This is a genomic window from Oculatella sp. LEGE 06141, from assembly GCF_015207605.1.
In the GTDB taxonomy this organism is placed as follows: Bacteria; Cyanobacteriota; Cyanobacteriia; order Elainellales; family Elainellaceae; genus Oculatella.
In genome coordinates this window covers 120,003-146,366 of record NZ_JADEWO010000004.1, presented here as the reverse complement: position 1 = coordinate 146,366, position 26,364 = coordinate 120,003, and the positions used below count along the sequence as shown (strand labels likewise).

The following is a 26,364-nucleotide window of genomic DNA, read 5'->3' as shown; positions in this document are numbered from 1 at the left end:
TTAGATCGGTCAGTTTCTTGTTTATTTGGCGATCGCTGACATGATGAAACTCCGCGCAATTTTAATAATGACAGCCTATGCCATCCTGGTCACGCTGGTAAGTTTTTGGATGGCGAAGCAATCCTATTCCTGGTTTCCGCCCGAAGCGGCAGCAGAAGCGAAGTTGCTGGATGATTTGTTCAGTCTCTTCACCGGATTGGGCACCTTCATTTACCTGGGGGTGATTGGCCCTTTTCTCTATTCGTTGGTCTTTCATCGAGCCAGCAAATATGACATGAGCGATGGGCCTCACATTGAAGGCAACACCTGGCTGGAGGTGGTCTGGACGGCAACGCCATTGATTCTCGTCCTAACACTTTCCTTTGTGAGCTATCGGACTTACGAAAAAATGGCGGTGCGGGGGCCAATGGAACTGGTGCATTTGCATATGCCTCAGATGATGCAATCTGCTTACGCTGAACCCTTTGATAGCACCCCTCAGCAGGACATTCAAGAAGCCGTGCAGAGCGCCCCCGTGGAACAGATCAACGTGACGGCAAAACAATGGGCCTGGGTGTTCCACTATCCAGAACAGGATATTACCAGCACCGAACTGCATTTGCCGGTCGATCGCCGGGTGCGGTTCACCTTGCGATCGGAGGATGTGCTGCATGGCTTTTACATTCCGGCCTTTCGGTTGAAGCAGGATGTCGTTCCCAAACATGACATTGATTTTGAACTGACGCCAATTAAAACGGGAACCTATCGGCTGCGCGATTCCATGTTTAGCGGCACTTACTTTGCGGCGAATCAGGCAGATGTTGTTGTTGAACCATTTAACGAGTATCAACAGTGGCTTGCAGATGCGGCGGCACAGTCGCCCACTCCTGCTTTTAACCAGGCTGCATATGAATACAGCAAAGCCAGCGAACGGGAGGGTGCAACAAAAGAAAAGGTAGCCGTTCGCGGTTGGGAAACCATCCCACCAGCAGCACCGCCCATCGTGAATTATGCTCCCAAGCATCAACCGGATAGCCCACCGGGCTGACGTGTCTTGCTCTTATTTAGCGATCGCTCAAGGATAACAACCTATGACGAATGTCTCAATCGATGTTCCAGAAGTCGTTCGTGGGCAGCCCCGCCCCGGCGCGCCCGACAACTGGAAACGATTTTTTACCTTCAGCACCGACCACAAAGTTATCGGCATTCAATACATCGTCACCTCTTTCTTCTTTTTCCTGATCGGTGGCACGTTTTCGATGATTATGCGGGGTGAACTGATTACTCCGGATGCGGATCTGGTCGATCGCACTGTTTATAATGCGCTGTTCACCATGCATGGCTCGATCATGCTGTTTATGTGGACCTTCCCCGTTTTAGTAGGGCTGGGAAATTATTTGGTGCCGCTAATGATTGGGGCACGGGATATGGCTTTCCCCCGGCTAAATGCAGTGTCTTTCTGGATGGTTCCTGTGGTAGGCATTCTAATGCTGTCCAGTTTTCTGGTGCCGGGAGGGCCATCGCAGTCAGGCTGGTGGGCCTACCCGCCAGTGAGCTTGCAAAACCCGACGGGGAATTTGATCAACGGCCAGGTGCTATGGATTTTAGCAGTGGCTATTTCGGGGGTGTCCTCCATCATGGGCGCGGTGAATTTTGTCACCACTATCTTCCGGATGCGGGCACCGGGTATGACCTGGTTTAAAACTCCGGCGTTTGTCTGGTCGGTTTTGGGGGCGCAGTTAATCCAACTGTATGGGCTGCCTGCCTTAACCGGAGGAGCAATTATGCTGTTGCTGGATATCACAATCGGCACCAGCTTTTTTGCACCAGAGCGGGGCGGCAATCCTATCCTCTATCAACACTTTTTCTGGTTTTACTCCCATCCGGCAGTTTATGTCATGGTTCTGCCTGTGTTTGGCGTATTTTCCGAAGTGTTGCCCGTTCATGCCCGCAAGCCTTTGTTTGGCTATCGAGTGATTGCGGCATCATCCCTTCTAATCACAATTATTAGCGCTTTTGTCTGGGTGCATCATATGTTTGCCAGCGCCACTCCGGGCTGGATGCGGATGTTCTTTATGGTGACAACGATGCTGGTCGCTGTTCCCTCTGGCATCAAGGTATTTGGTTGGGTGGCAACGATTTGGGGCGGCAAGATTCGCTTCACCACACCGATGCTATTTGCATTGGGTGGCATTAGTAACTGGGTGTTTGCTGGCATCACCGGAATTTTTCTTGGTTCAGTGCCAATCGATATCCACGTTAACAACACCTACTTTGTGGTCGGGCATTTCCATTACGTCCTGTATGGCGCGATCGTCATGGGCATCTATGCCGGGATCTATCACTGGTTCCCTAAAATGACCGGACGCATGTATTACGAAGGGTTAGGCAAACTCCACTTTGCCTTAACCTACCTGGGAACGGCGTTAACCTTCCTGCCCATGCACCCGCTTGGCCTGATGGGAATGCCCCGTCGCGTGGCTTCCTATGACCTGGAATTTGCCTACTGGAACGTCATTGCCAGTATTGGTGGCTTTCTGTTGGGGCTGTCTACGCTACCGTTTATTCTCAACATGTTGAGTTCCTGGATTCGGGGTGAGAAAGTAGGCAACAATCCCTGGCGAGCCTATGGCTTAGAGTGGCTCACTTCTTCCCCGCCGACGGTCGAAAATTTTGAAGAAACGCCAGTGGTGATCTCGGGACCATATGGCTACGGTCGCAGCCAACCTCTGGTCGAGAACATTCCCAATCCAGGCTTGACTGACTTTCCTGAATCTCTGACACAGCAACCTACATCATCATGACAGCAGAAAACGCGAACCCCGCCGGAGAGCTACGCAACGCCCAAGACGTTGAAGCGACCGTTCGGCAGCACCAGGAACACGACGAAGCGGGTAACAGCAAATTCGGCTTTATTGTGTTTCTGCTGTCGGAAAGCGTCATCTTCCTCAGCTTTTTTACGGGGTACATTATCTACAAAACCACCACACCAGATTGGTATCCCCCCGGTGTAACAGGCTTAGAGACTAGAGAGCCGTTGATCAATACGATCGTGCTGGTCTCCAGTAGCTTTGTAATCTACGTTGCTGAGCGGTATTTACACGACCAGAAACTGTGGGGCTTTCGCCTATTTCTGTTAGCCACGATGGCAATGGGAAGCTATTTCCTGTTTGGTCAAGCCGTGGAGTGGCGCGGTTTACCCTTTAATTACCAATCGGGCTTATTTGGCGGCACGTTCTTTTTGCTCACCGGATTTCATGGCTTGCATGTGCTTACCGGACTTCTGCTGCAAACCTGGATGTTGGGGCGATCGTTTATCCCTGGGAACTACGACAATGGTTTCTTTGGTGTAGAAGCCACGTCGTTGTTCTGGCATTTTGTTGATGTCATCTGGATTGTGTTGTACATGCTGATTTACGTTTGGCAGTAGGAGATTCCTATGATCATTGACGACCAATACTATGACGTCATTATTGTTGGCACGGGTGCAGGCGGCGGAACGCTGGCGCGAAAGCTAGCACCTACGGGCAAAAAGATCTTGCTGCTCGATCGAGGAGACTTGATTTATCGCGAGAGTTCAGAGTTAGTCGATACAGAAATTTTTAAGAAAGAGCAATTTCATGCGCCAGAGTCCTGGTACGACAACGAAGGGGAACCGTTTTATCCGCAAACCTATTATGCGGTGGGCGGCAACACCAAGATCTGGAGCGGCGTGTTACAGCGAATGCGCGAACGTGACTTTGAGCAAGTGCAGCATCAGGGTGGATTGTCTCCCGCATGGCCGTTGAACTACCAGGACTTCGAGCCTTATTACACCGAAGCCGAACAACTCTATCAAGTCCACGGCAAGATCGGAGCTGATCCGACTGAGCCACCCCATAGCGAAGCCTATCCCTTTGCAGAAGTTGACCACGAGCCGCTAGTGCAACGCATTGGCGAGACGCTGGCGCAGCAGGGGTTGCATCCTACTCATTTGCCGCTTGGGTTGGGCGATCGCGGCAGAACCGATGCCGAAGACACCGGAGTGAGTCCAATCCTCAACCACGACAATGTAACGCTCAAAACCTCTGCTCAGGTTGTTGCGCTGCATACGAACCCCTCCGGTACCGAAATCAAAGCGGTTGAGGCAACGATTGGAGCACAGTCCTATCTATTTTTAGGCGGTATTGTGGTGCTGGCCTGTGGTGCCGTGAATTCGGCAGCATTGCTGTTGCGGTCTGGCAACGAAACGTATCCCAACGGCATTGCCAATCGCTCTGGCCAGGTGGGGCGAAATTTGATGAAACAACTGCTCTCGGTTGTGGTGCAGTTAACCTCTGGTGCTAACTCCGGGGCGTTTCCCCGCACACTGGGGTTGAATGATTTTTACTGGGGAGACAAGGATTTTCCGTATCCGATGGGGCATGTGCAAAACTCGGGCGGCATTTTTCAAGATGTCATTTTTGCAGAAGCCCCGCCGATTTTATCGGCGTTGTCTAGACTCATGCCAAATTTTGGTTTGCGGCAGTTAGCAACCCATTCCATCGGTTGGTGGCTGAAAACAGAAGATTTGCCCAACTCCAACAATCGCGTTCACTATGTGGGCAACAAACTGCGAATTGACTACACTGCCAACAATGTTGAAGCACACGATCGCCTGGTTTACCGTTGGGTGGATATCTTAAAAAGCGTTGAGCAGGCTCAGCCCAATGTATTCAACCGCACCACTCATCCTCGCAGCGATATGCCTATTCAGGTCGTGGCTCATCAGTGCGGTACCTGTCGGTTTGGAGAAGACCCGCAAACGTCTGTGCTGGATCTCAACTGCCGTACCCACGACGTGCATAACCTTTATGTTGTAGACAGCAGCTTTTTCCCATCCCATGCCAGCGTCAGCCCCGGCTTAACGGTAATTGCTAATGCTTTGCGGGTGGGCGATCGCTTAATTGAGCAGTTGTAGGCGATGCAAGCAACACTGTTGCAACGGCTGGCCGTTCGCCCCTACGTCCATCTGCCGCGATCGCTCGTTGAATGAGTGTTAAACAACCGTAAAGGCATTGGATGTAATAGCGGTAGGCTGGATGCCAGTTAAAACAGCCAATACTTCATTGTTTGCCAGAGTAATGGCGGTGTCGTTGCTGTTGCGTTGTGCGATCGTCAACTGCCCAAAGCTTAAGCCACCCGCTAGCCCAATCAAGTCGCGCCCTACTTCAAAGTCGGCGATCGTATCTGTACCCTTGCCCGCCGCAATCACAAACGTATCGTTGCCTGCTTGGCCATAAAGCAAATCATTACCGCCTGCCCCAATCAACGTATCGTTACCGGCACCACCCTTGAGTACATTCACGCCGTCATCTCCAGTCAGCGTGTCGTCGTAGGCGGTTCCGGTGACATTCTCAATGTGGGCGATTGTATCTTGACCGCCAGCCAACCAGGAATACCAGGCATCTGCCATTTTGGCGTAGCCATCTGTCGTGGGATGCACGCCATCGGCAATATCGTTGGCGGTAAGGCGACCAGCCATATCAACAAAACTAACCTTTTTGCCTTGAGCCAGCTTTTCATCCACCATCCCAGGCAGTTCTCGATTGAAAGCGATTGCATTTTGCTGCTGCTTTTCGTCCCTAGGAATCGGTGGAATCGACGCGACCAGGACATGAACGTTGGGCGACTCTTTGGCAATTTCGTCAATTAGCTTGCTCAAGCGCCGATGAGCGGTGCCAGCATCCCCCTGCTTCATATCATTCGTGCCTGCCATCAGCAGCACCACATCTGGCTGTTGGGTCTTCAGCCATCCTTTGATTCGGGTAGCGATGAAGTTAATTGGCTTGCTCCGATGCCCTTCGTGATCGGTATCGATGGTACTTGGCCCGTTCTTCTGGGAGCCAACAAAGTCGATCGCACTACTCAGGCCACTCTGCGAGAACTGTTCCCACAGGACTGTACGGTACCCCCCTGTCTCGGTCACATAGGGTTGAGTTTTGCTGTTCACCACTCCGTAGGTGATGGAGTCGCCGATCGCCATTACTTTAAGCGGTTGGGCAGACGACGGCGCGAATTCTCGCCTTGCCACTCCAGCACCCAGGTCAACCACAACACCACCGGTTGCCTGAGCATAGGTTAGAGTGTCTACCGCCTCGGTGCCACGGAATGAACTGTTGCGAACCCCGCCTTGCAACAGCGTATTGGTTTCCAGTGGAGAGACGCGGGGCACTTCGGGGGCAGGTTGCACTGGCAAGGGGGCGTTCGAGCGGTCAACGGGAATAAATTCCAGATAATCGACTCGGGCAAACTCGTTGCGGTCGGCCGTTCCGGCGATCGTGATCATTTCGCCAGTCGCAATTTGTACCCCTTCAAACAGCGTGCGTTGCACCAGGTTCTTGGCGCTAACTCCGCCGTCCTTCAAGTTTTGGTCATAACGCCAGCTTGAAACGTTGCCTCCCACCTGCACAGACAGGGAAGACTCCCCATCATTTTCGTCGAAGTAACCAATGACCACGTTATAAACGCCGCTTGTGCCCGAAAACAGGGTGGTTGCAATCCCTTGAGGAACACCAGCAGGAAGAGTAATAAGCTTGCCGCCCGAAGCAGGACTTCTGTCTAATTCAACCTGATAAGCCAACAGGCTCATATCTTCAGCTTCGATCCGGATGGGCGGCATTTTGGTTCTCCAAGAGCTTGTCGCGGAATACAAACAACGAGTGAAGAGCAGTCTGTAATTCTAGCTACAAATTATCAGGAATAAGTAATACTACCAAGGGTTCTGGTGAAGCTTTACACACTCTTCAAACTATTGATTCCAGTATTCATCTCAGCACAAAAATTAGCGATCGAGGACACGTCCTCCAGGGATGGATAACCCGCAGCACTGTTTCAGTAAGAATCGTCCCATTGCCTGAATCAGGTTGTTTGTGCTGCTCTAACTCGGCGCAACGAAACCTTGTCTGGAGCATCTCCGCTACCAGCACATATCCCTGACGCTAGAGAGCTATGCGTCGCGATCGCCATCAAAAAACAGTTTGTAAGCGACCCAGGCCAGTGCCACTACAATCACTATTCCGGCTAACCGGGTCGCAATCCGGAACGCCACCGCCACCGCCACCACAACCACCAGAAATTTTGCAAAAGCCAGGAGCTGATGGAAGCCGCGCTGCATCGAACCTCTGCGGCTCTGATGTTCCACGGTATTGTGCTTCAGCGGATCGCGCTTCGCCAGAGTATGTTTCACCGTATTGTAGTGAGGCGGCTGCTCGACCTCAGCTTCTAACTCTCGGAGCCGCATCGCCAGCTCCCGCTCTTGCAATTCTTGCTCTCGTCGCCGCAGGTCTTCTTCTCTGTTTTGAGGGTTCATATCGCTATCAAGAAGATACGCCTACCTTCATCACCTTAGCGCTCAAATTCTAGCAAAGACCCAATCGTTAAATTAGTGGGGCGATCGCCTCCAGTTGAAACTAATTCCTAACAACGGAGAAGGTTTAAAAATAAAAGACCCGGCAGCCCCCCACCGGGTCATCAAATATGAACGTCACTTATAGTAACAACTTAAGGCAATTCACCGCGATTAGACCTCATCCTTTCGGTTCATCTAATAGGGTGATTCTCAAAAAGCAATTCCTGTCCCTAAGCCTTCATCGCCTCCAGTGATTTTTGAGAATCGAGCTTCAATACCAGCACACTAAGCGGCGGTAAGCAGAGATCAATCGAGTAAGGACGATTGTGATACGACCATTCCTCTGCCCACTTACCCCCCAGGTTACCCATGTTGCTGCCGCCATACTCACGGGCATCACTGTTGAATAGTTCAGTATAGAATCCAGGTTTTGGCACCCCAACTCGGTAGTGGGAATGAGGCTGAGGGGTAAAGTTGCAAACGGTAACAACAAACTCGTCCGACTCTTTTGCCTTACGCAGGAATGACACAACGCTATGGCGGTTATCGCTACAGTCGATCCACTCAAAGCCGTCGTGGGAGAAATCCTGAGTATATAAAGCGGGTTCTGTGCAGTACAGACGATTGATTTCGGTCACAAACCGCTTTAACTTTTGGTGGGATTCAAACTGCAATAAGTTCCAATCCAGATCGCCCCAAACGTTCCACTCGCTCCACTGCCCAAACTCCATGCTCATGAACAGCGTCTTTTTGCCGGGGTGCGTAAACATGTAAGAGTAAAGACAGCGCAGATTAGCAAACTTTTGCCATTCGTCTCCCGGCATCTTGCCAATCATGTTGCTCTTGCCATGCACCACTTCATCGTGGGAGAGCGCCAGCATAAAGTTTTCGCTGAACGCATACATGATGCTAAAGGTGACGTTGTTTTGGTGAAACTGCCGGAACCACGGGTCCATGTTGAAATAATCCAACATGTCGTGCATCCACCCCATGTTCCACTTGAGGTTAAAGCCCAATCCACCGACGTAGGTGGGCCACGATACCATCGGCCAGGACGTTGACTCCTCTGCGATCGACAGTGCCCCTGGATAATGGCTAAACAGCACGTGGTTCATCTGGCGCAGAAAATCTGCCGCCTCAATATTTTCTCGCCCGCCGTACTGGTTGGGCAACCATTCGCCCTCTTTGCGGCAGTAGTCGAGGTATAGCATCGAGGCGACTGCATCGACTCGAATGCCATCAATATGGTATTTGTCAAACCAAAATAAAACGTTGGCAACCAAAAAGTTACGGACTTCGTGGCGCGAGTAATTAAAAACGAGCGTTCCCCACTCTTTGTGTTCGCCCCGACGTGGATCGGCATGTTCGTAGAGTGCGGTGCCATCAAAGTGAGCCAATCCATGCCCATCTTTTGGGAAATGTCCGGGCACCCAGTCCATAATCACACCAATGCCGTTTTGATGGCACTGATCGATGAAATACATCAAGTCCTGGGGGGTACCATACCGAGAAGTGGCGGCATAGTAACCCGTCACCTGATATCCCCAGGAGCCATCAAAGGGATGTTCGGCGAGCGGCAACATCTCAATGTGGGTAAACCCAAGCTCTTTAACGTAGGGAATTAGCTTGGCCGCCAGTTCTCGATAGGTGAGGAAGCGCGCACCAGGCTTGAGTTCAGCCACAATCACCGGAGGAATAATCTCGCCATCCGGGGTGGTGGCAGGTTCGGAGGCAGAAGCGTTGAGCCAGGAACCCATATGAACTTCGTAAACCGAAATGGGCTGAGTTAACGGATCGGTGTGGCGGCGCTGTTCCATCCAGTCGCGATCGCCCCACGTATAATCATCCACATCTGTAACAATCGAGGCCGTTTTGGGACGTACCTCTTGCTGGAATCCATAGGGGTCAGACTTTTCGTAAATATGACCCGCGTCATTTTTAACTTCGTACTTATAGTGCTCGCCTACTGTTAAATCTGGAATAAACAGTTCCCAGATACCGCTACCGATCCGCCGCATCTGATGTTTGCGTCCATCCCAGTGGTTAAAATCTCCAATGACAGAAACATTACGGGCATTGGGTGCCCATACGGCAAACAGCACGCCTTTAACCCCATTCAACTCAGATAGATGCGCTCCCAGTTTTTCGTAGAGGCGGTGGTGATTTCCTTCACCAAACAGGTGCAGATCAAAATCGGTCATGTGGGGCGACCGAAACGCGTAGGGGTCATAAATGACTCGTTCGTGTTCCCCTTCTCTGACGCGGATCTGGTAATTTGCCAACTCCGCTACTTCCAGAGTGCTTTCATAAAAATGAGGATGATGCACAGCCTGCATGGGGTATTCTTTCCGTTCTTCAGGTAAAACAACCCATGCCGCATCAGCATTAGGGAGGTATGCACGCACGACCCATACGGGTTTTCCGTCCTGTTCAAGCTGATGGGGGCCCAAGATTTCAAACGGGTCTTGGTGCTGGTTCCAAACAATGCGATCGATCTGTTCTGGAGTAACGGTCATCGACATGAAACTACTCACCTTAAAAATTGCCTGCAACGGAGATTTTGAACGGGGCTTAAACAGCGTCACCGATTGCGCGATCGCTAAGTGATGCAGATTAATAATGACATCTGGCGATCGCTTCAGAGTAACAGAGCCAAGAGTTAGTCCCAGCCAGCTCGATCAGAACGTGCTAGGCCATTGACCTCCAAAGACGACTCAAGAGAAATGGGACGGAAGTACTACCACTAATTTGAACCACCAGGAAAGGATATGAAGAACATATAACGAACTGTAATAAACCGTAGCAAATTGCGTCGCAACTCTCAAATCCTAATCACTTATTCGCCTCGTTAGCGTTTGTTTGCCCTAAGCAGATTGAATCCAAGCAGACTGGTTAAGCCATCATCCCTGTCAAGCCTGACAGATTAACAGGATTACGCTTTAACCAGCAGCAAAAATTGAGCTGCCTCGATTTTGAGTTGTTGTCGATCGACTCTCCGTGTTACATTTAGAAGCCTTGGGCGATTAGCACAGTGGTAGCGCACTTCCTTCACACGGAAGGGGTCACTGGTTCGAATCCAGTATCGCCCATTTCAACAGCAACACTGCGTCCATTGATAGCACAGCCACCAAAGCGATGCTGTAACTGCTTCCACCGTTAGTGTGAAGTAACCATAAACTTATAGCTCGGTGGAAGACGCCGTAACGGACAACGGTATACCACGCGTTGAAAGAGGGCTACAACCAGCGAACTATGTATCAATTTTAGATTTTGAAATTTAGATTGATGGGTCATTCTTGAAATCGATTCGCTTAGCACAGGCGACTGACACCGCCAACACCGTTTTACCTCTAAATTTAACCGTCAGAATATTAGCCTGAAGACGGCAGAAACCGTTACCTGGTCTCTGCCGTCTTGTGATGATTAAGGATGTAGGGGCATCACGCCCTACTACAGGTTGCTGAATGCAACGATCCTCACAGACAATGCTAATGAGGCTCTTGAAGAGATGATTCTATTTCTTCTGCTTCTTTAATCGCTTGTCCAGTCGTGAAGGCTTTACTGTCTCCTCCCTCTAACACAGGAGATAACTCAGGCTCTTTAACATCATCTGCCGAATCCTGAAAGACGACTCGCAACAGGGGCGGAGCCAGGAAGGTCGTCAGAATAACCATCACAATAATCGCCGCATCCAGCGATTCGGACAGCACACCGCTAGCCGAGCCAACACCAGCAAAGACAAGTCCCACCTCACCTCGCGGCACCATTCCTACTCCAATCGCCCAGCGGTTGATGCCGGGTTGACCAAAGACGGTAAATCCGGTGATGACTTTACCGATGATGGCGACCACAATTAAAAATGCAGCAATACCCAAGCCTTCTCGGTTGCTGGGAACAGCGGGGTTCAGCACGCTCAGGTCGGTTCGAGCGCCCACGGTAACAAAAAAGATGGGCACCAGCATATCGGCGATCGGAATAATTTGCTCTTCCAGTTCTTCCCGCTTATCGGTTTCGGCCAGAATCAACCCGGCGGCAAATGCGCCCAAGATCGCTTCCAGTTGGATTGCAGCACCGATGTAAGCCAGGACAAACGCAAACACCAGCGACGACAAAATTAGCTGTCCTCGCGTCTGCATCCGGTTGACTAGCGCCACAAAGTAGGGATTTAACAAGCGACCAATCAGGATGGCTCCAATTAGGAAGACGGCGGCACTAACAATCAGATAAACAACGTTGAATATCCGAACTTCGCCAGTTTTAGCCAAACTGGAAACCACAGCCAGCACAATAATGCCCAGCACATCGTCTAAGACGGCGGCTCCAATAATAATTTGCCCTTCTTTAGAACTGAGGCGTTGGATTTCTGCTAGAACTTTGGCCGTGATGCCAATGCTGGTCGCTGTCAATGCCGCTCCCGCAAAGATAGCCGGAACAGCCGGTACTCCGAACAGGCCAATTAGACCTGCGGTTCCGGCTGCAAACGGAGCAACCACCCCTACAACCGCCACAACAGCGGCCTGGGGGCCAACCCGAATTAACTCCTTTAAATCGGATTCCAGGCCGATTTCAAACAAAAGAATAATGACTCCCATCTCAGCCAGGATGGAGATCACTTCACTCTGAGCTTTAAACACGCTCAGCGCTGATTCGGGTTGAAGACCGTCTGTTGCTTCAAGGAAGCGCATAATCAGCGAGTTAGCACCATCTGCCGTACTCTCTGGAAAAACAATCAGGTTCAGGGCAGATACTCCCACAACCACACCGCCCACTAGTTCGCCTAAGACAGGTGGCAAGTTGAGACGGGCACAGATTTCGCCTCCAAGTTTCGCGGCGAAGTAAATGCAAACCAAACTCAACAACACGCCAGCCAACACAATAGGCCCCAACTCTGCTTCAGCAGATGGAGCCGAGGCAACGAGTGGCACTCCGTGTGCAGGGAGCCATGGGGAAGGAACAGGGGTGAGGGAGGTTACCCAAGCAGTCAGGTTAACCATGCATCCAGCAGAACTCATCCTGTCTAATGTACAAGTTTCTTTATAGGTTGAGGACTACTTCAAGTTATGAGTTCAGAAGATTTAGGCGATCGAACGCTCAAGCTTAGATAAAAACGCGATGTTGTAACGATGGCATTTGCCGCCGAACTTGTTCAATACGGGTTGGCTCGATTGAGGCGATCGCCACTCCCGGTTTGTCTCCGGCATCGGCCAGTACCAGCCCCCAGGGGTCAACAATGACCGCATGACCGTGGGATTGACGCAGATGATTGTGTTTCCCCGTCTGCGCCGGGGCAATAATGTAGCAAGTGTTTTCGATCGCTCTTGCCTGCAACAAAATCTGCCAGTGATCTTTGCCTGTGTAGGCCGTAAAAGCAGCGGGAACAAACAAGACCTCGGCACCCATCTGCGACAGATGCCGATACAGCTCTGGAAAGCGCACGTCGTAGCATACCGAAAGCCCGACATTCCCTAACTCTTTTGAGGGGTACACCGGCGGCAACTGCACCCCAGCTAACACGGTGATGGATTCTCGATAGGTATTGCCATCCGGCAGATCGACATCAAAAAGGTGAACTTTTTGATAGCGAGCCAGTTCTTCGCCGTTTGGCCCAATCAACAAAGCCGTGTTGTAAACCTTTCCATCTTCAGTCGGGACCGGAAAGCCACCGCCCAACAGCGTTACTTGATACCGCTGCGCCATTGTTCGGAGAAATTTCTCGCTACTTTGGGCGATCGCCTCTGCTTGAGTCATCTTGGATTCTTCATCACCCAAGAATGAGAAATTTTCGGGCAACCCAATCAGTTCGGCTCCTTGCCGCACTGCAAGGTCAATCAAATCTTCCGCCTGCGCTAGATTTTTCTGCAAATCTGGCAGACTGTTCATTTGCACTGCCGCTGCGAGATAGGACTTCATAAATTGTGCTAGTAGCCTGAGTGTAGAGGAGAGTAGATTCAAAAGTATCTATATTAGATTTTCTCGTAAAACAGGCCGATTTTTAACAAAGTTGCATAAGCTGATTTTCAAGCAATCGCTTCGCCAGAGAAAATAACAGCAACGCTGTAAAATATTCCAAAGCAATCGATTGTTCGGCTAGTTCTTTCTTCAGGAAAGAATGGGGCGATCGCTCCATCTTTTCACCTAAGCGGGTGTTTGAAACGTATCATATGTATCCTGCAAGGGTGTAGCATTCGGCAGATAGCCGTTGAAATAGACTCAGAAGTATTGCCCAAATGCTATGTCCCTAAGGGTATCGGGCTATAAATTAGACTTTTAAAACATCCTCTAAGGACGTTATCATCTATCATTTCTATCTCAACTTGTTCTTCATAAAAACAACAGCACCTCATTCCTTCCAGAAACATTAACTGACTATGTTTCAAGCAGCAGCACCTTCTTAGCCAGTTCTAGAACAGAACTCAAAGTCCGCTTTTTAATCCTCATTGTCTACGTTCAGTTTTGGTCAACCCGGTTCGGAAAGGTCAATTAAGACGTTCACTTTAGAAGGGTATTTGAAACATAGTAAATATGGGCTCTTACGTGAATTTGGTGAAAAGGGGCGAGATTGTCAAAGTAGGCAACGTAGATTCAACTATTCAGAGGCTTCTAGATCCCAAATTACCAAATTCGCGTAAGAGTCTGTTCATTGAGAGACGCGACATCTGATGTGCTTATTAAGCACAAAAAAGCTACTAGCTCTCATTCTGTGCTTACTGCTGCATCATGATTTACTAAAAAACTTTATGAGTGACGCTATGTAATCTAGAAGGTAACCCTCAATTTCATCAAACCTATTCCATATGATTAAACCTTCTCCACTCTCTTGTTCAATGTAAAAGTGGACGGGAGGAGTGCATCCTTCAGATGCCTGCATGAATCCGAATGCACAACCTTGATGCATGGTAAATATAACGGCATCATCTCGTAATGGCTCTGAAAAATTATTAAGTTGCATCAATTCAAGAGCAGCCTCTCGAATAGACTGAAGCTGACCAAACTGAAAATCTTCTCCTCTCATGAATTCTCCAGAACCATGTCCCATCCAGAGAAGAAACTCTTGATAAGCTAATGGCAACGATAGTTTAAGTTGTTGCTCAAGAGCTTTTACTTCATCTACCGTACAAGGTTTAGCTTCATCTGCCCAATTTAACGTTTGAAGCATTTTCTGATACTCTTTTTTTGCTCGGTCGAGATACATAAATTTTTCTCCTAAAGCATCAGGTCGGTCACAATCTTTGTACATATCGCGATCCATGAATTACTTGAATTTCGATCTTTTGTCGCTTAACACGCTCTATGGGCTCTTGCGCTATTTTGGTGATCTTGGTGTTGAAAGTTCTCTAAACCCTTGAGTTTATGTCGGCTCTTTTAGCGATCGCATCTCACTTCACCAAATCTGCGTAAGAGCCTAAATATGCTGCATTCGCTCTCTAAATTTCCAACATGGGGGAATATCCCAACCAGTTCTAGTGCAAAGTTCTCGTGCGGCTGAGTGCTCAGACCGAAGCCCAAAACTGGGAGATTTAGAAAGCAGTTTGAGCGATACTCGGCCCCTTTAAAGTATCCTTTAAAACCACGTATTCAACTATCTTCAATCGTTCGTCAAAGCCGCTATTGGACAACCCTTGATCAGACTATGCAGCTCTGACCCTGAAGCAAAAACGAACATTGGAACGGCGACACGATGGCATGAGATGTGAGCGATCGGCCTCAATGGATGAGACTAGAAAAATTAGAAGCACCTACAACGCTCTTTAGCTTGAAGCGTGGCTTTCACTGGCAACGCTGCTGATTAAAGAAACTTAATTTAGAAAATCTTTAATGCACCTGGCTGGTTAGGGTGATTGTGTGAAGTTCTGATGAACTTGCTCAGATCCACGATTGCCAAGTCAAGCGTTGTCACCTTTAATCATGCCTAATGTTCTTCTAAGCAGAAATACGGGCGTTGCTGGCAGCACCGAGTTGAATCTGTATTAGAATCACCGCCCCATCAAACGCATCAACCAGGAAGGGCGGCGATCGCCATTCTGCTGCATCCTGCCAAACGTCGGATTTCTGTTGCTCAACTGTCCATCGGGGTTTAAACGGCTAGAAATGTATTTTCCTCATGCATTCCCTCGTTACCGCAAAATAGTAGTCCGCCAGCATGTCACATTTGACCCCTTCTCGTGTTCTTGCGTCGTCTACGCTTAAATTTCTAGAACAAAACCCCTCACTTTGTGATTCGTTAATTGAAGACTGCAATTACAACCTCCACGAAGTGTCAACGATTGTACAGCCCGTTCTAGATGCATCAAAGCGTTGTAAGGTTTCTCCCTTTTACATTCAAGGGGTAACCACCGGGCGCACCAGCTTTCTGGTGACTAAATTAGTACTCAACCAACGCCCCGAAATTGCCACGGTTGACTCCAGTTGGTCGATTGGGCGCAGTTTAACCTGCTCTATTGTGGTGCAGGATCGCTCCGTTTCTCGTTGTCATGCCGTCATTGGGCATCATCATCTCGACGGGTTTTATATTGCCGATGTGGGTAGCAGCAACGGCACATGGGTTAACCAGCGCAAGCTCACCCTGATGGAACGCCGCGTCATTTGCGACAACGATCTCATTCAGCTTGGCAGCATTAAAGCCGAGTTTTTTGTCACCTGTCGGCCACGAGCGATCGACTCTGAGGGCGACACGGTTGGAATTCAGATCACGCTTTAGGCACCTGATTCGGACGGCGGACGCTTTACCATTCAATGGGTTGGCGATCGCGGAAAAACCCGCCGCTGGGGCCACCCTCAGGTAAGGTTGCCAGCCAGGTAATGGTATCGGCTCCCTGTGCTGGCGTACGCGGAGCATTTGCCCCTCCCATATCGGTTTTAACCCAACCTGGACAAACGGAATTGACCAGAATGTTAGTCCCGTCCAGTTCGGCGGCTAAAACGCGGGTGAGGGCATTCAACGCCGTTTTAGACATCCGATAGGCAGGATGACCTGCCGACATATCGTGCAGTTGTCCGGCTCCCGAAGACACATTAACAATGCGGCCGTAGTGGTGTTCCTTCATCAGCGGTACGATCGCCTGACACAGTTGAAGTGGCCCATAGACATTGGTTTCCATCGTCTGACGTACTGTGTCAACCTGAGCCGAGAGAATGCTGTCACCGCTCTGGTCAAGATAAATTCCGGCATTGTTTACTAAAACATCCACCTGGCCAAACTCCTGACGCAAAAATGCGGCGATCGCTGCAATACTGCCCGGATCAACCACATCCAGCGGGTGAGCAATAACGGCCAGCCCTTCCCCCCGGAGTTGTTCAGCCGCAGCTCGACCTTTCGCCTCATCCCGGCTCGCCAAAACCACCCGCATCTCGTGGCTTGCCAACTGCCGACAGGCTTCAAAGCCAATGCCCCGATTGCCACCTGTAACCACGGCTATTTTTGTACTCATGCGCCTGCCTAAACAACTAATTGAACGGTGCAATACGCCACAACCCTGCTAATGCAACGGCATCAACTGACGATGATATTCAGTTGCAACAATCGCAGCATTGCCCCTACTTCTTCAATACCGGGTGAACGGGGTGATAGACAACAATCCCAAGGCGTACAATTTGAGTCGGCTGCCCTATTAAACCCTTCACCGCACAACGCCAGATGCCAGAACCCAACCCTTCAAGCGTTCCGCCATTCAGTGTGCCTCTAGCTGGCGACTATCCAGGGCTAACCTGGGGCGATCGCACCTACATCATGGGCGTGTTGAACGTCACACCCGACAGCTTTAGCGACGGTGGGCAGTTTGATACGGTTGAGTCGGCTGTGGCGCAGGCGCGAGCGATGGCTACATCTGGGGCAGATATTTTAGATATTGGGGGACAGTCCACCCGGCCTCAAGCCGAAGACGTGTCGTTAGAGGAAGAATTGCGGCGGGTGGTGCCTGTTGTCCAGGCCATTCGCTCTGATGCGACAGCAACCCTTCGCCAGATCCCAATTTCAGTTGACACCACCCGTGCTGCCGTGGCGATCGCCGCCATTGCCGCAGGAGCCAATCTGGTTAACGATATTTCTGGAGCAACGTACGACCCAGACATGCTGAGTGCCGTGGCGGAATTAAAGGTTCCCATCGTATTAATGCACATCCGGGGAACACCCAAAACAATGCAGCAGCTAACGGACTATGCAGACGTAGTTCGGGCAATCAACACCTTTTTGGCAGCACGGGTAGAAGCAGCGATTGCCGCTGGCATCGATCGCCACAACATCATCCTCGATCCGGGAATTGGCTTTGCTAAAACCTATGCTCAGAATCTAGAGATTCTACGCCGAGTTCCCGAACTCAAAGCGCTCGGTTACCCGGTGCTAGTTGGCGCGTCACGCAAACGCTTTATTGGACACATTTTGAACCAGCCCGATCCACAACAACGCGTGTGGGGCACCGCCGCCGCTTGCTGTGCCGCAATCGCCGGTGGAGCCGATATTGTGCGGGTGCATGACGTGCCAGCCATGCGAGATGTGTGTCGGGTTGCTGATGCCATTTGGCGGCACAATACATCCAATGGCTAATCTGGACTCAACCCGTTCCCCGAATCTCCATTCTTGGGCTTAGTGTTGGTGTCCGAGGACATTAACTCTCCCAGCGCTTCGCTTAAATCTCGTGGGTTCATGAAGATAATTTTGGAGTTATCGCTTTCGCCCAACTTCTGGTTAGCATCCACATAACGCTGCATCAGCAAAAAGTTCAACACAGAGCGATCGCGTTCATCCGTGGGCTTCATCACCTTCGAGAGCATTTCGATCGAACGAACCGTTGCTTCTGCTTTTTTAATGGTGGCTTCCTGGTCGCCTTCTGCTTCAAGTACAGCCGCCCGTCGTTTAATCTCCGCCGCTCGCTGCAACTGCATCGACTCTAATACCGCCGCTGCTGGCTCAATGTCCTGCACCTCAACCCGAGTCACCTTCACGCCCCAGGGTGCCGTTGCCTCATCAAGCTGATCCAACAATGCCTTGTTGATTTTGCCGCGTGAGGCAAAGGTTTCTTCAAACTCCATCTGCCCAATTTCAGCCCGTAGGGTCGTCAGCACCAGGTTTTTCAGCGCTGTTTCAATGTCTTCGATCGCGTAAAAGGCGCGTTCTAAATCTAGAATTCGCCAGAACACAACCGCATCCACCTGAAGCGCCACGTTGTCTTTAGTAATAGCCGACTGCGGCTCAATGTCGAGAACCTGTTCCCGAGTCGTATCTTCCAGGACGATCGCATCCAGCCAGGGAACGATGAAGTTCAGCCCCGGAGTTAGCTTACGGTGATAGCGTCCCAGTCGTTCAACTAACGCTTCACTGCCTTGGTTCACAATTTTTACAGAGCCGATCGTATAGCCAATGATGAGAAGCGCAAGGGCAGCAAGAATAGACTCCATAGATTAACCATCTCCTGGTGGATGCTGAAGCGAGTCAGAGGGATTGCCTCTACTCTAAACGGTTCGGTCATAAATGTCGTGATCCGTGAAGTTGTTGGGAACGACAATCAGCGTGTTACCATCGCGTCCAACCACATGGACTTTGTGACCCACGACGATCGCCATATCGGCAAACTGACAACGTGCCTTCCACCAACTCCCTTCATAAATTACATGGCCAAGTCCCCCAGGCGGAATACCATCAACCACTTCAGCCTCGGTTGAGTGACGAAGCTCTCGGGATTCACGAGGCACCATGCCGCGGAGCAGAACCGCCAGTGAAACCGCCAGAACCCCCCAAATTAACAATTGTGTAGCAAACGCCGGTACTGACAACGCCGCGATCGCGGTAATAAAGGCAGCAAAGCCCAAAGCAGCAATACCCGGTTCACCAACCAGCATTCCTATTGCCAAAAACGCCAACCCGCTGAGCAACCATAGAATATGGGCAGGCTGCTCAGAAATTAATTGCAACACGTTCACTAGAGACTCCCATGAAAGCTGGCGAGTTAGAAAGCACCTGTCTCCGTTTCTTGCTCTAAGGGAAGGAAAAAACAGAGTCAGGCTCAAGCCCCGGCAGCATATTTAGATACACTCTTCTAGGATAAATAGAATACTTTAATGAAGTTTTATCGTTTCTCAAGATGAGTCAGCTTCCACGCATTAAAAATCTTGTCGTTACCTCTCTTTATAGTTCTGATCACTGCTGAATCAGTGCCAGCAGCGATGCAGCATCCATGCAGACAGAAGCACCACCGTTTAGGGAAATATTCGTTGAAACGGTCGATCCTGTCTCAGATCGGATCGATAAGCGTATTGCTATCTCCGGAACTAGCGAAGGCGCTCTCGGCGTTTCGACTTGCGGCGGGAAAACTGAAAAAGTTGGTTGCCCAACAGCGGTAATTCACCTGGCAAGATAAACATGGCTAGAGGAAGCTGACTCAACAGGCAACTCAAGCTGGAGTTGCAAACGGAATCTCTTGGGGCACGTCGGGGCAATGTTGTTGTCACCAGTTGCTCTAACGGCAGTGCAGCCATTCTAAGCCAGTTTGCCAGGTTCGGAGGCAGTTGGGAGTTGAGCCGCAGCTTCAGGTCATCGGTTGAAAACGATTGGGCATAGGCAGAGCTTAAAAAAGGCGCATATTCTGAGGCGTTGGGGGTAAGCTGCTCTACAAACGCCAAACTAACCCCGCGCAGCAGCGATCGCAACACTTCTGTTTCTTCACCCCGACGCTCTCTCATAAACACGCTTTGGGTCAGGGAGTGGTTGAGGTTGGCTGGATCGCCCACGCTTAAGTGAGTTGCCCCGATCGCCGTCAGCAAATACTTCGGCATCTGCAAATGCATGAAGGGCAAAAACTGCTGACTCACCGCAGGGGTAATCGAATCATCGGTTCCAGCCAGAATCATCGTTGGCACTTCAATCTGCGCCAGACTATTCTCGTCAAACAGTCGCCCAATCACCGGATTTAGGGCAACGACTTGAGCAACTCGTTCATCTCTTAGATCAATTTGATGGTCGGGCAGTTCAGAGGCATTGCACTGAAGCAAATCGGCTGGAGAAAGCGTGACCAGATCAGGATTATCGCAAAACTGCCGCAAGTGATCGAGGTTGAGTGGCGCTCCGGCTAACGCCAACGCCGTATAGCCCCCCAGCGAATGACCGATCACCGACACTTTTTCGGTGTTCAGCTTGCCCCGCAACGTGCGAGAAAACTGGTTTAAGCGATGCAGTTCGTTGAGCAGAAAACTAATATCTTTGGGGCGATCGATAAACTCACTGGCGGGCAGTAAGTTCCCCAGGCGGCTATTGCTAGTCTGGGCAATTCCTTCGGTGAGCCAAGCCACGTTGCTGCCCGGATGCTCTAATGCTGCCACCGTAATGCCGTGGGAAGCCAGATGATACGCCAGGTACCCTAGAAACCGCCGATCGGCTCCAAATCCGTGGGAAATAACTACTAATGGGCCGTGGGTTTGACGGCTCCAGTACAGATCCACTGGAATACTGCGATCGCGATCGTGATCTCGAAACACAAGGGTTTGTTGCCGCACCCACTGTTCGCCTGGGGCAGCAGGATCTCGATCGGAACGGAACGGCTCGCCGGGTACAGTCAGTTCACGTTCCAAAATAGAAGTGAGCGCTTGACTCTGCAAATAAGGCAGGTTGAGCTGAGAGGCCAGGGCGATCGCAGAACTCATGTCAATTGTGATCACCTCATCCGGGTAGGCACGCAACAACCCCAGCAGGCTCAAGCCATCTGCTTCTCTGGACGCTCGCATCAGGGCAATTTTCAGTTCCTCGACGCTACTGTCTAGAATCGTCGATTGCAGCACGGTTAGGAGGCGATCGCCCGCCGATGAGTGCAGCAAATCCTCAACAATTTTGTCTCCCAGGTTGGGATCAAGCTGTAAATGGCTGCTGAGCACTTGCTGCACGTCTTCACTCAACAGGGGCGCTACTGGCTGAAGCGAGGGTGGAACCTCTCCCGTTTCCGCATACTGTTCCAGGTCATCAACGGCTACAGAATATTGAATCGGCCCAAAGCGCACAGCCACTCGCTCGGCAGCCAGACCAGGGGCAGAGAACCCTAAGCCCATTGCCACTCCCCAAAGCATACTTTTGAGTAACCACATTCGTCGTGAACGCTGGCCTCTTCGCTGCGTTAACCGGGGTGCTGAGTCGCCGTGTTGCCGACTCAAGTTAGAAATTACGTTGGGGGGGCAAACCCGAGGCTGGAGTAAATTCACAGGCGCTTTATAGTCAAATCAGTAATCACACAGAAAAGGTAGACGAAGCTTGGGGCAATCAAGTGTCACACAGCGATCGGTTCTGCCAGCAAATTCAGGTTAGATCGCAACCATTACTTTTGTTTTTCTCAAACTCAATAGTTCCCGTAGGATGCTGTCGTGCGATCAACATGAAAACTTTATCCATTTGGACGATCAGTTTCAGGTTCAGATGGGCGTTGATCTAACCAGGCAATTTCGCGAGCGGCGGCAGGTAACCCAGCTTGACGTTGTCCGGATGCACGCGCCTGAATGCAGAGCAGGTTAATCGGAGTTTCCAACATAACAGAGAGATCCGCTTTACGGCTGAACATCTTCAACCCGGCACCTGGCAACTCTTTCAACAACCAGCGCATCCAGCGATGTGCATAGGCTGATAGTGATAAGGTTCGCATCAAGTCAACCCCATGTAGCTCGTGCAAATAGCGGTTTGACGTGCCATATCGCTGCCACTGACGACGCAGTTCTGGCAAGGTAGTACGATGACGATGCTGCACGATCGCCTCTTCTGCAAAGTGTAATTGCCAATTCCCCTGCTGCTGAATGCGCCAACACAAATCTGCATCACCACCCGTCGTTAAATAGGGGCGAAATAACCCGCTTTGCTCCAGAATATGCCGCCGCACCGCCAGGTTGGCCGTTTGGCCGTACGGCAAAAAAGAATGTGCCAGCGTATGCTTTTGCGATAAGGTTTCCTGGCGATCGGCAAACCGCTCCAGCAGCGTGTTCCCTGGCAACGCTTTTACCTCTCCAGCCACCAACCCAACGGCAGCATCAGTGAAGGGTTGAACCAGTTGTTCTAACCAATTGGAGATAGGGCGGCAGTCGGCATCTGTAAACGCCAGAATTTCCCCCTGAGCCGCCCGAATCCCGACATTACGAGCAGCATAGGAACTCTGAATCTCGGCTTCAGTGAACGAACGCAGGGTTAGCCCCTGTTCGGTGCCAGCCCGAACCGCCATCTGAAGCAAGGTCGAGGTTCGATCGCGACTGCCGTTATCTACTAGCAAATATTCAACGCGATCGCCCGGATAGCTCTGAGCCAGCAGACAGCTCACCAGATCGGGCAAGTCGGCTTCACCGTTATAAATCGGTACCACAACAGAAACCCGTGGAAAAAACGTTCCACGGACAGCGTTTCCAGCGGTAGGAGAGAAATTAGACAACGCTGCTGAAACCTGCTGAATGGATAACCCTGACTCCAGAGTAAATCAGACTCGTCTAAAAAGCTGCAAGTCTCCAAAGGCATAGCCTTAAAGAAAAGTTGAAGGGTTGAGTTCGGAACCTTACAGAACCAATTGACGAAAATGACGCAACACATTATTGGCGTAATGGGACCTGGTACAGCATCCAGCCTTAGCAATCAGCGCAACGCGTATGAACTGGGCCGGCTGATCGCCCAACAAAACTGGGTGTTGTTAACAGGCGGCAGAGCGGCTGGCGTAATGGATGCGGCCTGCCGAGGTGCAAAACAGGCAGGTGGGCTAACCGTGGGCATCTTGCCCGGTAGCGATCGCGCTGGAATGTCGTCGGCCGTTGACATTCCGATTGTGACCGGATTGGGCAACGCCCGAAACGCAGTCAACATTCTCTCTAGCGATGTTGTGGTTGCCTGCGGCATGGGTAGCGGAACGGCATCTGAAGTGGCTCTCGCATTAAAAGCTAACAAAAGAGTAATTTTGTTAGATCAAACAGCACCAGTGCAGGCGTTTTTTACAGAGTTGGGAAGAGAGTTAGGAGAACGAAATATTCTAATAGCAGCAACCCCAAACGAAACCATTGAAATTATCAAATCTCTTTTGAAAACAGCTCAGTAATTTTCTATTAATAAATCGAGACAAATCACATACAACTCCTAACAATGTCGATAGCCCCAAAAAAAATTATTCCCTCTTTCCGGAATTGAGGTGTCTGTCCTTGTAGTTAACCGTCTGGATTCTCAAATCCAAGTGTTGAGGCATGTTTTCATCTTAGGAATGTAGAAGAGGCTATGTCTTAAGAGATAAATCTTAAGGGGTAGCCTATTAGAATAAAAACGAGTTTTCTGGAAATAAATCTCTCGATCCTCAGATGGAATAGCGACTCAATATAGTTAAACTTTGGAGGTATAATTATAGATATAAAAAGTTAAATTTCTCACTCAATTTTCTTCCATCTTGTTTTGTCAGGAGGCTATATGAAGCACTTTCCCTTAACCCATTCAGGCAACGACGATTCAACTGCAAACCGGGTTCGTGTGCTGGCACTGAGCCAGTCAATTCCTGAAGTAAGGGTCGGGTCATTCGCTCAGTTTGCCACCGCCGCGATCGCGGCTATTGCAGTGGGAATAGGTTTTGCTGGAAGCGCGATCGCCCAACCTGAGCCTGTTAACCGTTCTGCACCAGAAGTCGATACATCGGTTACCAGAGATTATGAGCCAGCGATCGTTTACATCCACGACCCAGAGACGCACGAACTCACGCCCCGTTCTGTGTTAGTGGGTTCAGAGGAGCCAGTAGAAGGAGCTGTCGATCAAATCATGCAGTCGTATGAAGGACAAGATGTTGGCATAAGAGGCTACGAGGTCAGTGTTGACTCAGCCGAAAACGAAGCCGCCATCAACTTCAATATCGAAAATCCGCGTGGAGGCAACGCCTTACAGAGCTTAAGCAGCGCCAACCAGTATTCTTTGTTTGAAGCCATTCGTGAAACGTTGCTCACTCAACCCATGTATGAGATTGACGAAGTAAACTTCCTGGCAAACGGTTCGCAGGTAGATATCTAGCTGCCTCTGGCCGCGCTCTGGATAGCGCGTGTTGCGGTGAGTTCTGGCGTTCACTGTTTTTAGTGCGCCGTTCTTCCTCTACAGTCCTAAAGCGATCGATTCTGAGAAAGTAATCCCAAAGCAGTGGCGAGTTGATGGAAATCAGCTCGCCATTCTTTTGTCAGCAAATGAGCGGGATCAGTCTGACCTGGCCTCGTTTCTCGGACAGCGGTCATGCGTAACGTGGGCAGCGAGGCGTCAGGTTATCCTTATGACCTGACGTTTTTAGTCCATCCCCCTACCCAACGCCCAATCTGGATGCTACTGTTCCCATAACATTCAGATTGTCAATTCATAGTTACCTGTTTTTTTAGTCCTATTTTAGGAAAGGCACGAATACATGCGTGTTTTACTGCTGTATCCTTTATTTCCCAAAAGCTTTTGGTCTTTTGAGAAAACGCTAGAACTGGTCAATCGCAAGGCATTGCTTCCCCCATTGGGATTAATTACCGTTGCGTCGCTGCTGCCACAAGAATGGGAATTTAAGCTGGTCGATCGCAACGTGCGGGAGATTACTGAAGCAGAGTGGCACTGGGCTGATCTGGTTCTGCTTTCTGCAATGATTGTGCAGAAAAAAGACTTCGCCGACCAGATTCAAGCAGCCAAGCGGCGCGGCAAGCGGGTTGCCGTCGGTGGGCCATATCCCACGGCCTTACCAGACGAAGCCAGGGAAGCAGGCGCAGATTATTTAATTTTGGACGAAGGCGAAATTACTCTGCCGCTGTTTATAGAAGCAGTGCAGCAGGGGAAGACCAGTGGGGTGTTTCGCTCAGACGGTGTTAAGCCAGATGTAACCAGCACACCTGTGCCTCGGTTCGACTTGCTGGACTTCAATGCCTACGATAATATGTCAGTCCAGTTTTCGCGGGGATGCCCCTTCCAGTGCGAATTCTGCGACATCATTGTGCTATACGGTCGCAAGCCGCGCACCAAAACGCCAGAGCAGCTATTGGCTGAATTAGACCGAATTTATGAACTCGGCTGGCGTGGCGGCGTTTTCATGGTGGATGACAACTTCATTGGTAACAAGCGGAACGTTAAGCTGTTGCTCAAAGAATTAAAGGTTTGGCAGGCAGAACGCGGTTATCCCTTTAGCTTTGTCACGGAAGCATCCATCGACCTGGCAGACGATCAAGAGTTGATGGATCTAATGCTGGATTGCTACTTTGGGTCTGTTTTCCTGGGGATTGAGACTCCCGATGAAGAAAGTCTCTCCCTGACTAAAAAGTTCCAGAATACTCGCAGTCCTCTTGCTGATTCCGTTGAGAGAATCATTACATCTGGATTGCGGGTGATGGCAGGCTTCATTATTGGATTTGACGGTGAAAAGCCGGGGGCAGGCGATCGCCTCCTGCGGTTTGTGGAGCAAAGCACGATTCCCACAGCCATTTTCAGCATGTTGCAAGCACTGCCCGACACAGCTCTCTGGCATCGACTGGAAAAAGAAGGACGGTTACGCACCAAAAATGCTGATATCAACCAAACGACGTTGATGAACTTCATTCCAACCCGTCCGATTGAAGACATTACGCGCGAGTACATTGAGGCGTTCTGGCAGCTATACGATCCAGAAAAATACCTCGATCGCTCCTACCGTCACATTATGCTGCTGGGAGAGCCGCGCGCGAAGTCAACCGCGCAACCCATTAATTTGAAGCAGCTCCGAGGGCTGATGATTTTAATTTGGCGACAGGGGGTCAAGCGCAAAACTCGCTGGAAGTTCTGGCACCATTTGTTCAGCGTGATCAAGCACAAGCCGTCGTTGTGGACACGCTTCCTGGTCACCTGCGCCTACGGCGAACATTTTGCAGACTACCGTTACATCGTGCGCGACCAGCTTGAGAAACAGTTGGCTCACTTCCTAGAGCAGGAGGCAACGCTCCAGGTAGCAGAAACGGCAAATGAATCGGTCGAAGTATTAGCGAACTAGCGCTGAACACAGTGGCTTGAATCCTGGAAAACACTACTGTTCCGGAACAGTAGTGTTTTTGGCTGG

The 26,364-nt window shown here is 50.4% G+C and carries 20 protein-coding genes and 1 tRNA gene; 10 read left to right on the top strand and 11 right to left on the bottom strand.

All coding sequences use genetic code 11. From position 1 onward, the window contains the following. The first annotated feature begins 40 nt into the window (after positions 1–40). From IQ268_RS04825 to IQ268_RS04810, 4 genes are read left to right on the top strand one after another with little or no spacing between them, the layout of a single operon-like run. Positions 41–1,027, top strand: coding sequence for a cytochrome c oxidase subunit II (locus tag IQ268_RS04825; RefSeq protein ID WP_193876108.1), 987 nt, complete (start codon positions 41–43; stop codon positions 1,025–1,027). Between the two features lie 43 nt (positions 1,028–1,070). After that, the gene (gene ctaD / locus IQ268_RS04820) at positions 1,071–2,783 is read left to right on the top strand and encodes a cytochrome c oxidase subunit I (RefSeq protein WP_193876106.1); all 1,713 of its coding nucleotides are present in this window, start codon (positions 1,071–1,073) and stop codon (positions 2,781–2,783) included. Continuing rightward, on the top strand, positions 2,780–3,409 hold the full coding sequence (locus IQ268_RS04815) for a heme-copper oxidase subunit III (RefSeq protein WP_193876104.1): 630 nt from the start codon (positions 2,780–2,782) through the stop codon (positions 3,407–3,409). The genes ctaD and IQ268_RS04815 overlap by 4 nt, the downstream gene beginning before the upstream one ends. A 9-nt stretch (positions 3,410–3,418) precedes the next feature. Beyond that, positions 3,419–4,918, top strand: a complete 1,500-nt coding sequence (locus IQ268_RS04810; protein WP_193876102.1) for a GMC oxidoreductase — start codon at positions 3,419–3,421, stop codon at positions 4,916–4,918. Between the two features lie 78 nt (positions 4,919–4,996). On the opposite strand, the gene IQ268_RS04805 is transcribed toward IQ268_RS04810, so the two are convergent. From IQ268_RS04805 to glgB, 3 genes are all read right to left on the bottom strand, one after another. Continuing rightward, entirely contained in the window at positions 4,997–6,619 is a 1,623-nt protein-coding gene (locus IQ268_RS04805) for a GDSL-type esterase/lipase family protein (protein WP_193876100.1), read from the bottom strand. A 327-nt stretch (positions 6,620–6,946) separates the two neighbouring features. After that, complete coding sequence (locus IQ268_RS04800; RefSeq protein WP_193876098.1) at positions 6,947–7,309, bottom strand: hypothetical protein; 363 nt, start codon at positions 7,307–7,309, stop codon at positions 6,947–6,949. A gap of 269 nt (positions 7,310–7,578) precedes the next feature. Next, the gene (glgB, locus tag IQ268_RS04795; protein ID WP_193876095.1) at positions 7,579–9,870 is read right to left on the bottom strand and encodes a 1,4-alpha-glucan branching enzyme; all 2,292 of its coding nucleotides are present in this window, start codon (positions 9,868–9,870) and stop codon (positions 7,579–7,581) included. A 495-nt stretch (positions 9,871–10,365) separates the two neighbouring features. On the opposite strand from glgB, the gene IQ268_RS04790 reads away from it, so the two are divergent. Beyond that, positions 10,366–10,437: transfer RNA gene (locus IQ268_RS04790), tRNA-Val, on the top strand. A gap of 399 nt (positions 10,438–10,836) precedes the next feature. On the opposite strand, the gene IQ268_RS04785 is transcribed toward IQ268_RS04790, so the two are convergent. The 3 genes from IQ268_RS04785 to IQ268_RS04775 all read right to left on the bottom strand — a co-directional run bounded on the left by IQ268_RS04785 (position 10,837) and on the right by IQ268_RS04775 (position 14,597). Then, positions 10,837–12,360: a cation:proton antiporter gene (locus tag IQ268_RS04785; protein WP_193876093.1), complete on the bottom strand. Its 1,524-nt coding sequence runs from the start codon at positions 12,358–12,360 to the stop codon at positions 10,837–10,839. 85 nt (positions 12,361–12,445) lie between these two features. Continuing rightward, on the bottom strand, positions 12,446–13,258 hold the full coding sequence (locus tag IQ268_RS04780; RefSeq protein WP_193876091.1) for a carbon-nitrogen hydrolase family protein: 813 nt from the start codon (positions 13,256–13,258) through the stop codon (positions 12,446–12,448). 805 nt (positions 13,259–14,063) lie between these two features. Beyond that, positions 14,064–14,597, bottom strand: a complete 534-nt coding sequence (locus IQ268_RS04775) for an SMI1/KNR4 family protein (protein ID WP_193876089.1) — start codon at positions 14,595–14,597, stop codon at positions 14,064–14,066. 891 nt (positions 14,598–15,488) lie between these two features. On the opposite strand from IQ268_RS04775, the gene IQ268_RS04770 reads away from it, so the two are divergent. Next, complete coding sequence (locus tag IQ268_RS04770; RefSeq protein ID WP_193876087.1) at positions 15,489–16,046, top strand: FHA domain-containing protein; 558 nt, start codon at positions 15,489–15,491, stop codon at positions 16,044–16,046. Positions 16,047–16,071: 25 nt separating this feature from the next. Here IQ268_RS04770 and IQ268_RS04765 read toward each other — a convergent pair whose 3' ends face one another. Then, positions 16,072–16,776, bottom strand: coding sequence for an SDR family oxidoreductase (locus tag IQ268_RS04765; protein WP_193876085.1), 705 nt, complete (start codon positions 16,774–16,776; stop codon positions 16,072–16,074). Positions 16,777–17,075: 299 nt separating this feature from the next. On the opposite strand from IQ268_RS04765, the gene folP reads away from it, so the two are divergent. Further along, positions 17,076–17,888 carry a dihydropteroate synthase gene (gene folP, locus IQ268_RS04760; RefSeq protein ID WP_228035108.1) on the top strand — a complete coding sequence of 271 codons (813 nt, stop codon included), beginning with the start codon at positions 17,076–17,078 and terminating at the stop codon, positions 17,886–17,888. Here folP and IQ268_RS04755 read toward each other — a convergent pair. The 4 genes from IQ268_RS04755 to IQ268_RS04740 form a co-directional block, all read right to left on the bottom strand. After that, positions 17,885–18,739: an SPFH domain-containing protein gene (locus tag IQ268_RS04755; RefSeq protein ID WP_193876081.1), complete on the bottom strand. Its 855-nt coding sequence runs from the start codon at positions 18,737–18,739 to the stop codon at positions 17,885–17,887. The genes folP and IQ268_RS04755 overlap by 4 nt on opposite strands. Before the next feature lie 54 nt (positions 18,740–18,793). Then, positions 18,794–19,261: an NfeD family protein gene (locus IQ268_RS04750; protein WP_193876079.1), complete on the bottom strand. Its 468-nt coding sequence runs from the start codon at positions 19,259–19,261 to the stop codon at positions 18,794–18,796. A gap of 348 nt (positions 19,262–19,609) precedes the next feature. Continuing rightward, positions 19,610–21,412: an alpha/beta hydrolase gene (locus IQ268_RS04745; RefSeq protein WP_228035093.1), complete on the bottom strand. Its 1,803-nt coding sequence runs from the start codon at positions 21,410–21,412 to the stop codon at positions 19,610–19,612. Between the two features lie 293 nt (positions 21,413–21,705). Beyond that, the gene (locus IQ268_RS04740) at positions 21,706–22,731 is read right to left on the bottom strand and encodes a glycosyltransferase (RefSeq protein ID WP_193876077.1); all 1,026 of its coding nucleotides are present in this window, start codon (positions 22,729–22,731) and stop codon (positions 21,706–21,708) included. A 141-nt stretch (positions 22,732–22,872) separates the two neighbouring features. On the opposite strand from IQ268_RS04740, the gene IQ268_RS04735 reads away from it, so the two are divergent. The 3 genes from IQ268_RS04735 to IQ268_RS04725 all read left to right on the top strand — a co-directional run bounded on the left by IQ268_RS04735 (position 22,873) and on the right by IQ268_RS04725 (position 26,298). Beyond that, positions 22,873–23,382, top strand: coding sequence for a TIGR00725 family protein (locus tag IQ268_RS04735; protein ID WP_193876075.1), 510 nt, complete (start codon positions 22,873–22,875; stop codon positions 23,380–23,382). Positions 23,383–23,741: 359 nt separating this feature from the next. Then, positions 23,742–24,329 carry a hypothetical protein gene (locus IQ268_RS04730; protein ID WP_193876073.1) on the top strand — a complete coding sequence of 196 codons (588 nt, stop codon included), beginning with the start codon at positions 23,742–23,744 and terminating at the stop codon, positions 24,327–24,329. 379 nt (positions 24,330–24,708) lie between these two features. Continuing rightward, entirely contained in the window at positions 24,709–26,298 is a 1,590-nt protein-coding gene (locus IQ268_RS04725) for a B12-binding domain-containing radical SAM protein (RefSeq protein ID WP_193876071.1), read from the top strand. The last annotated feature ends 66 nt before the right edge of the window (positions 26,299–26,364 follow it).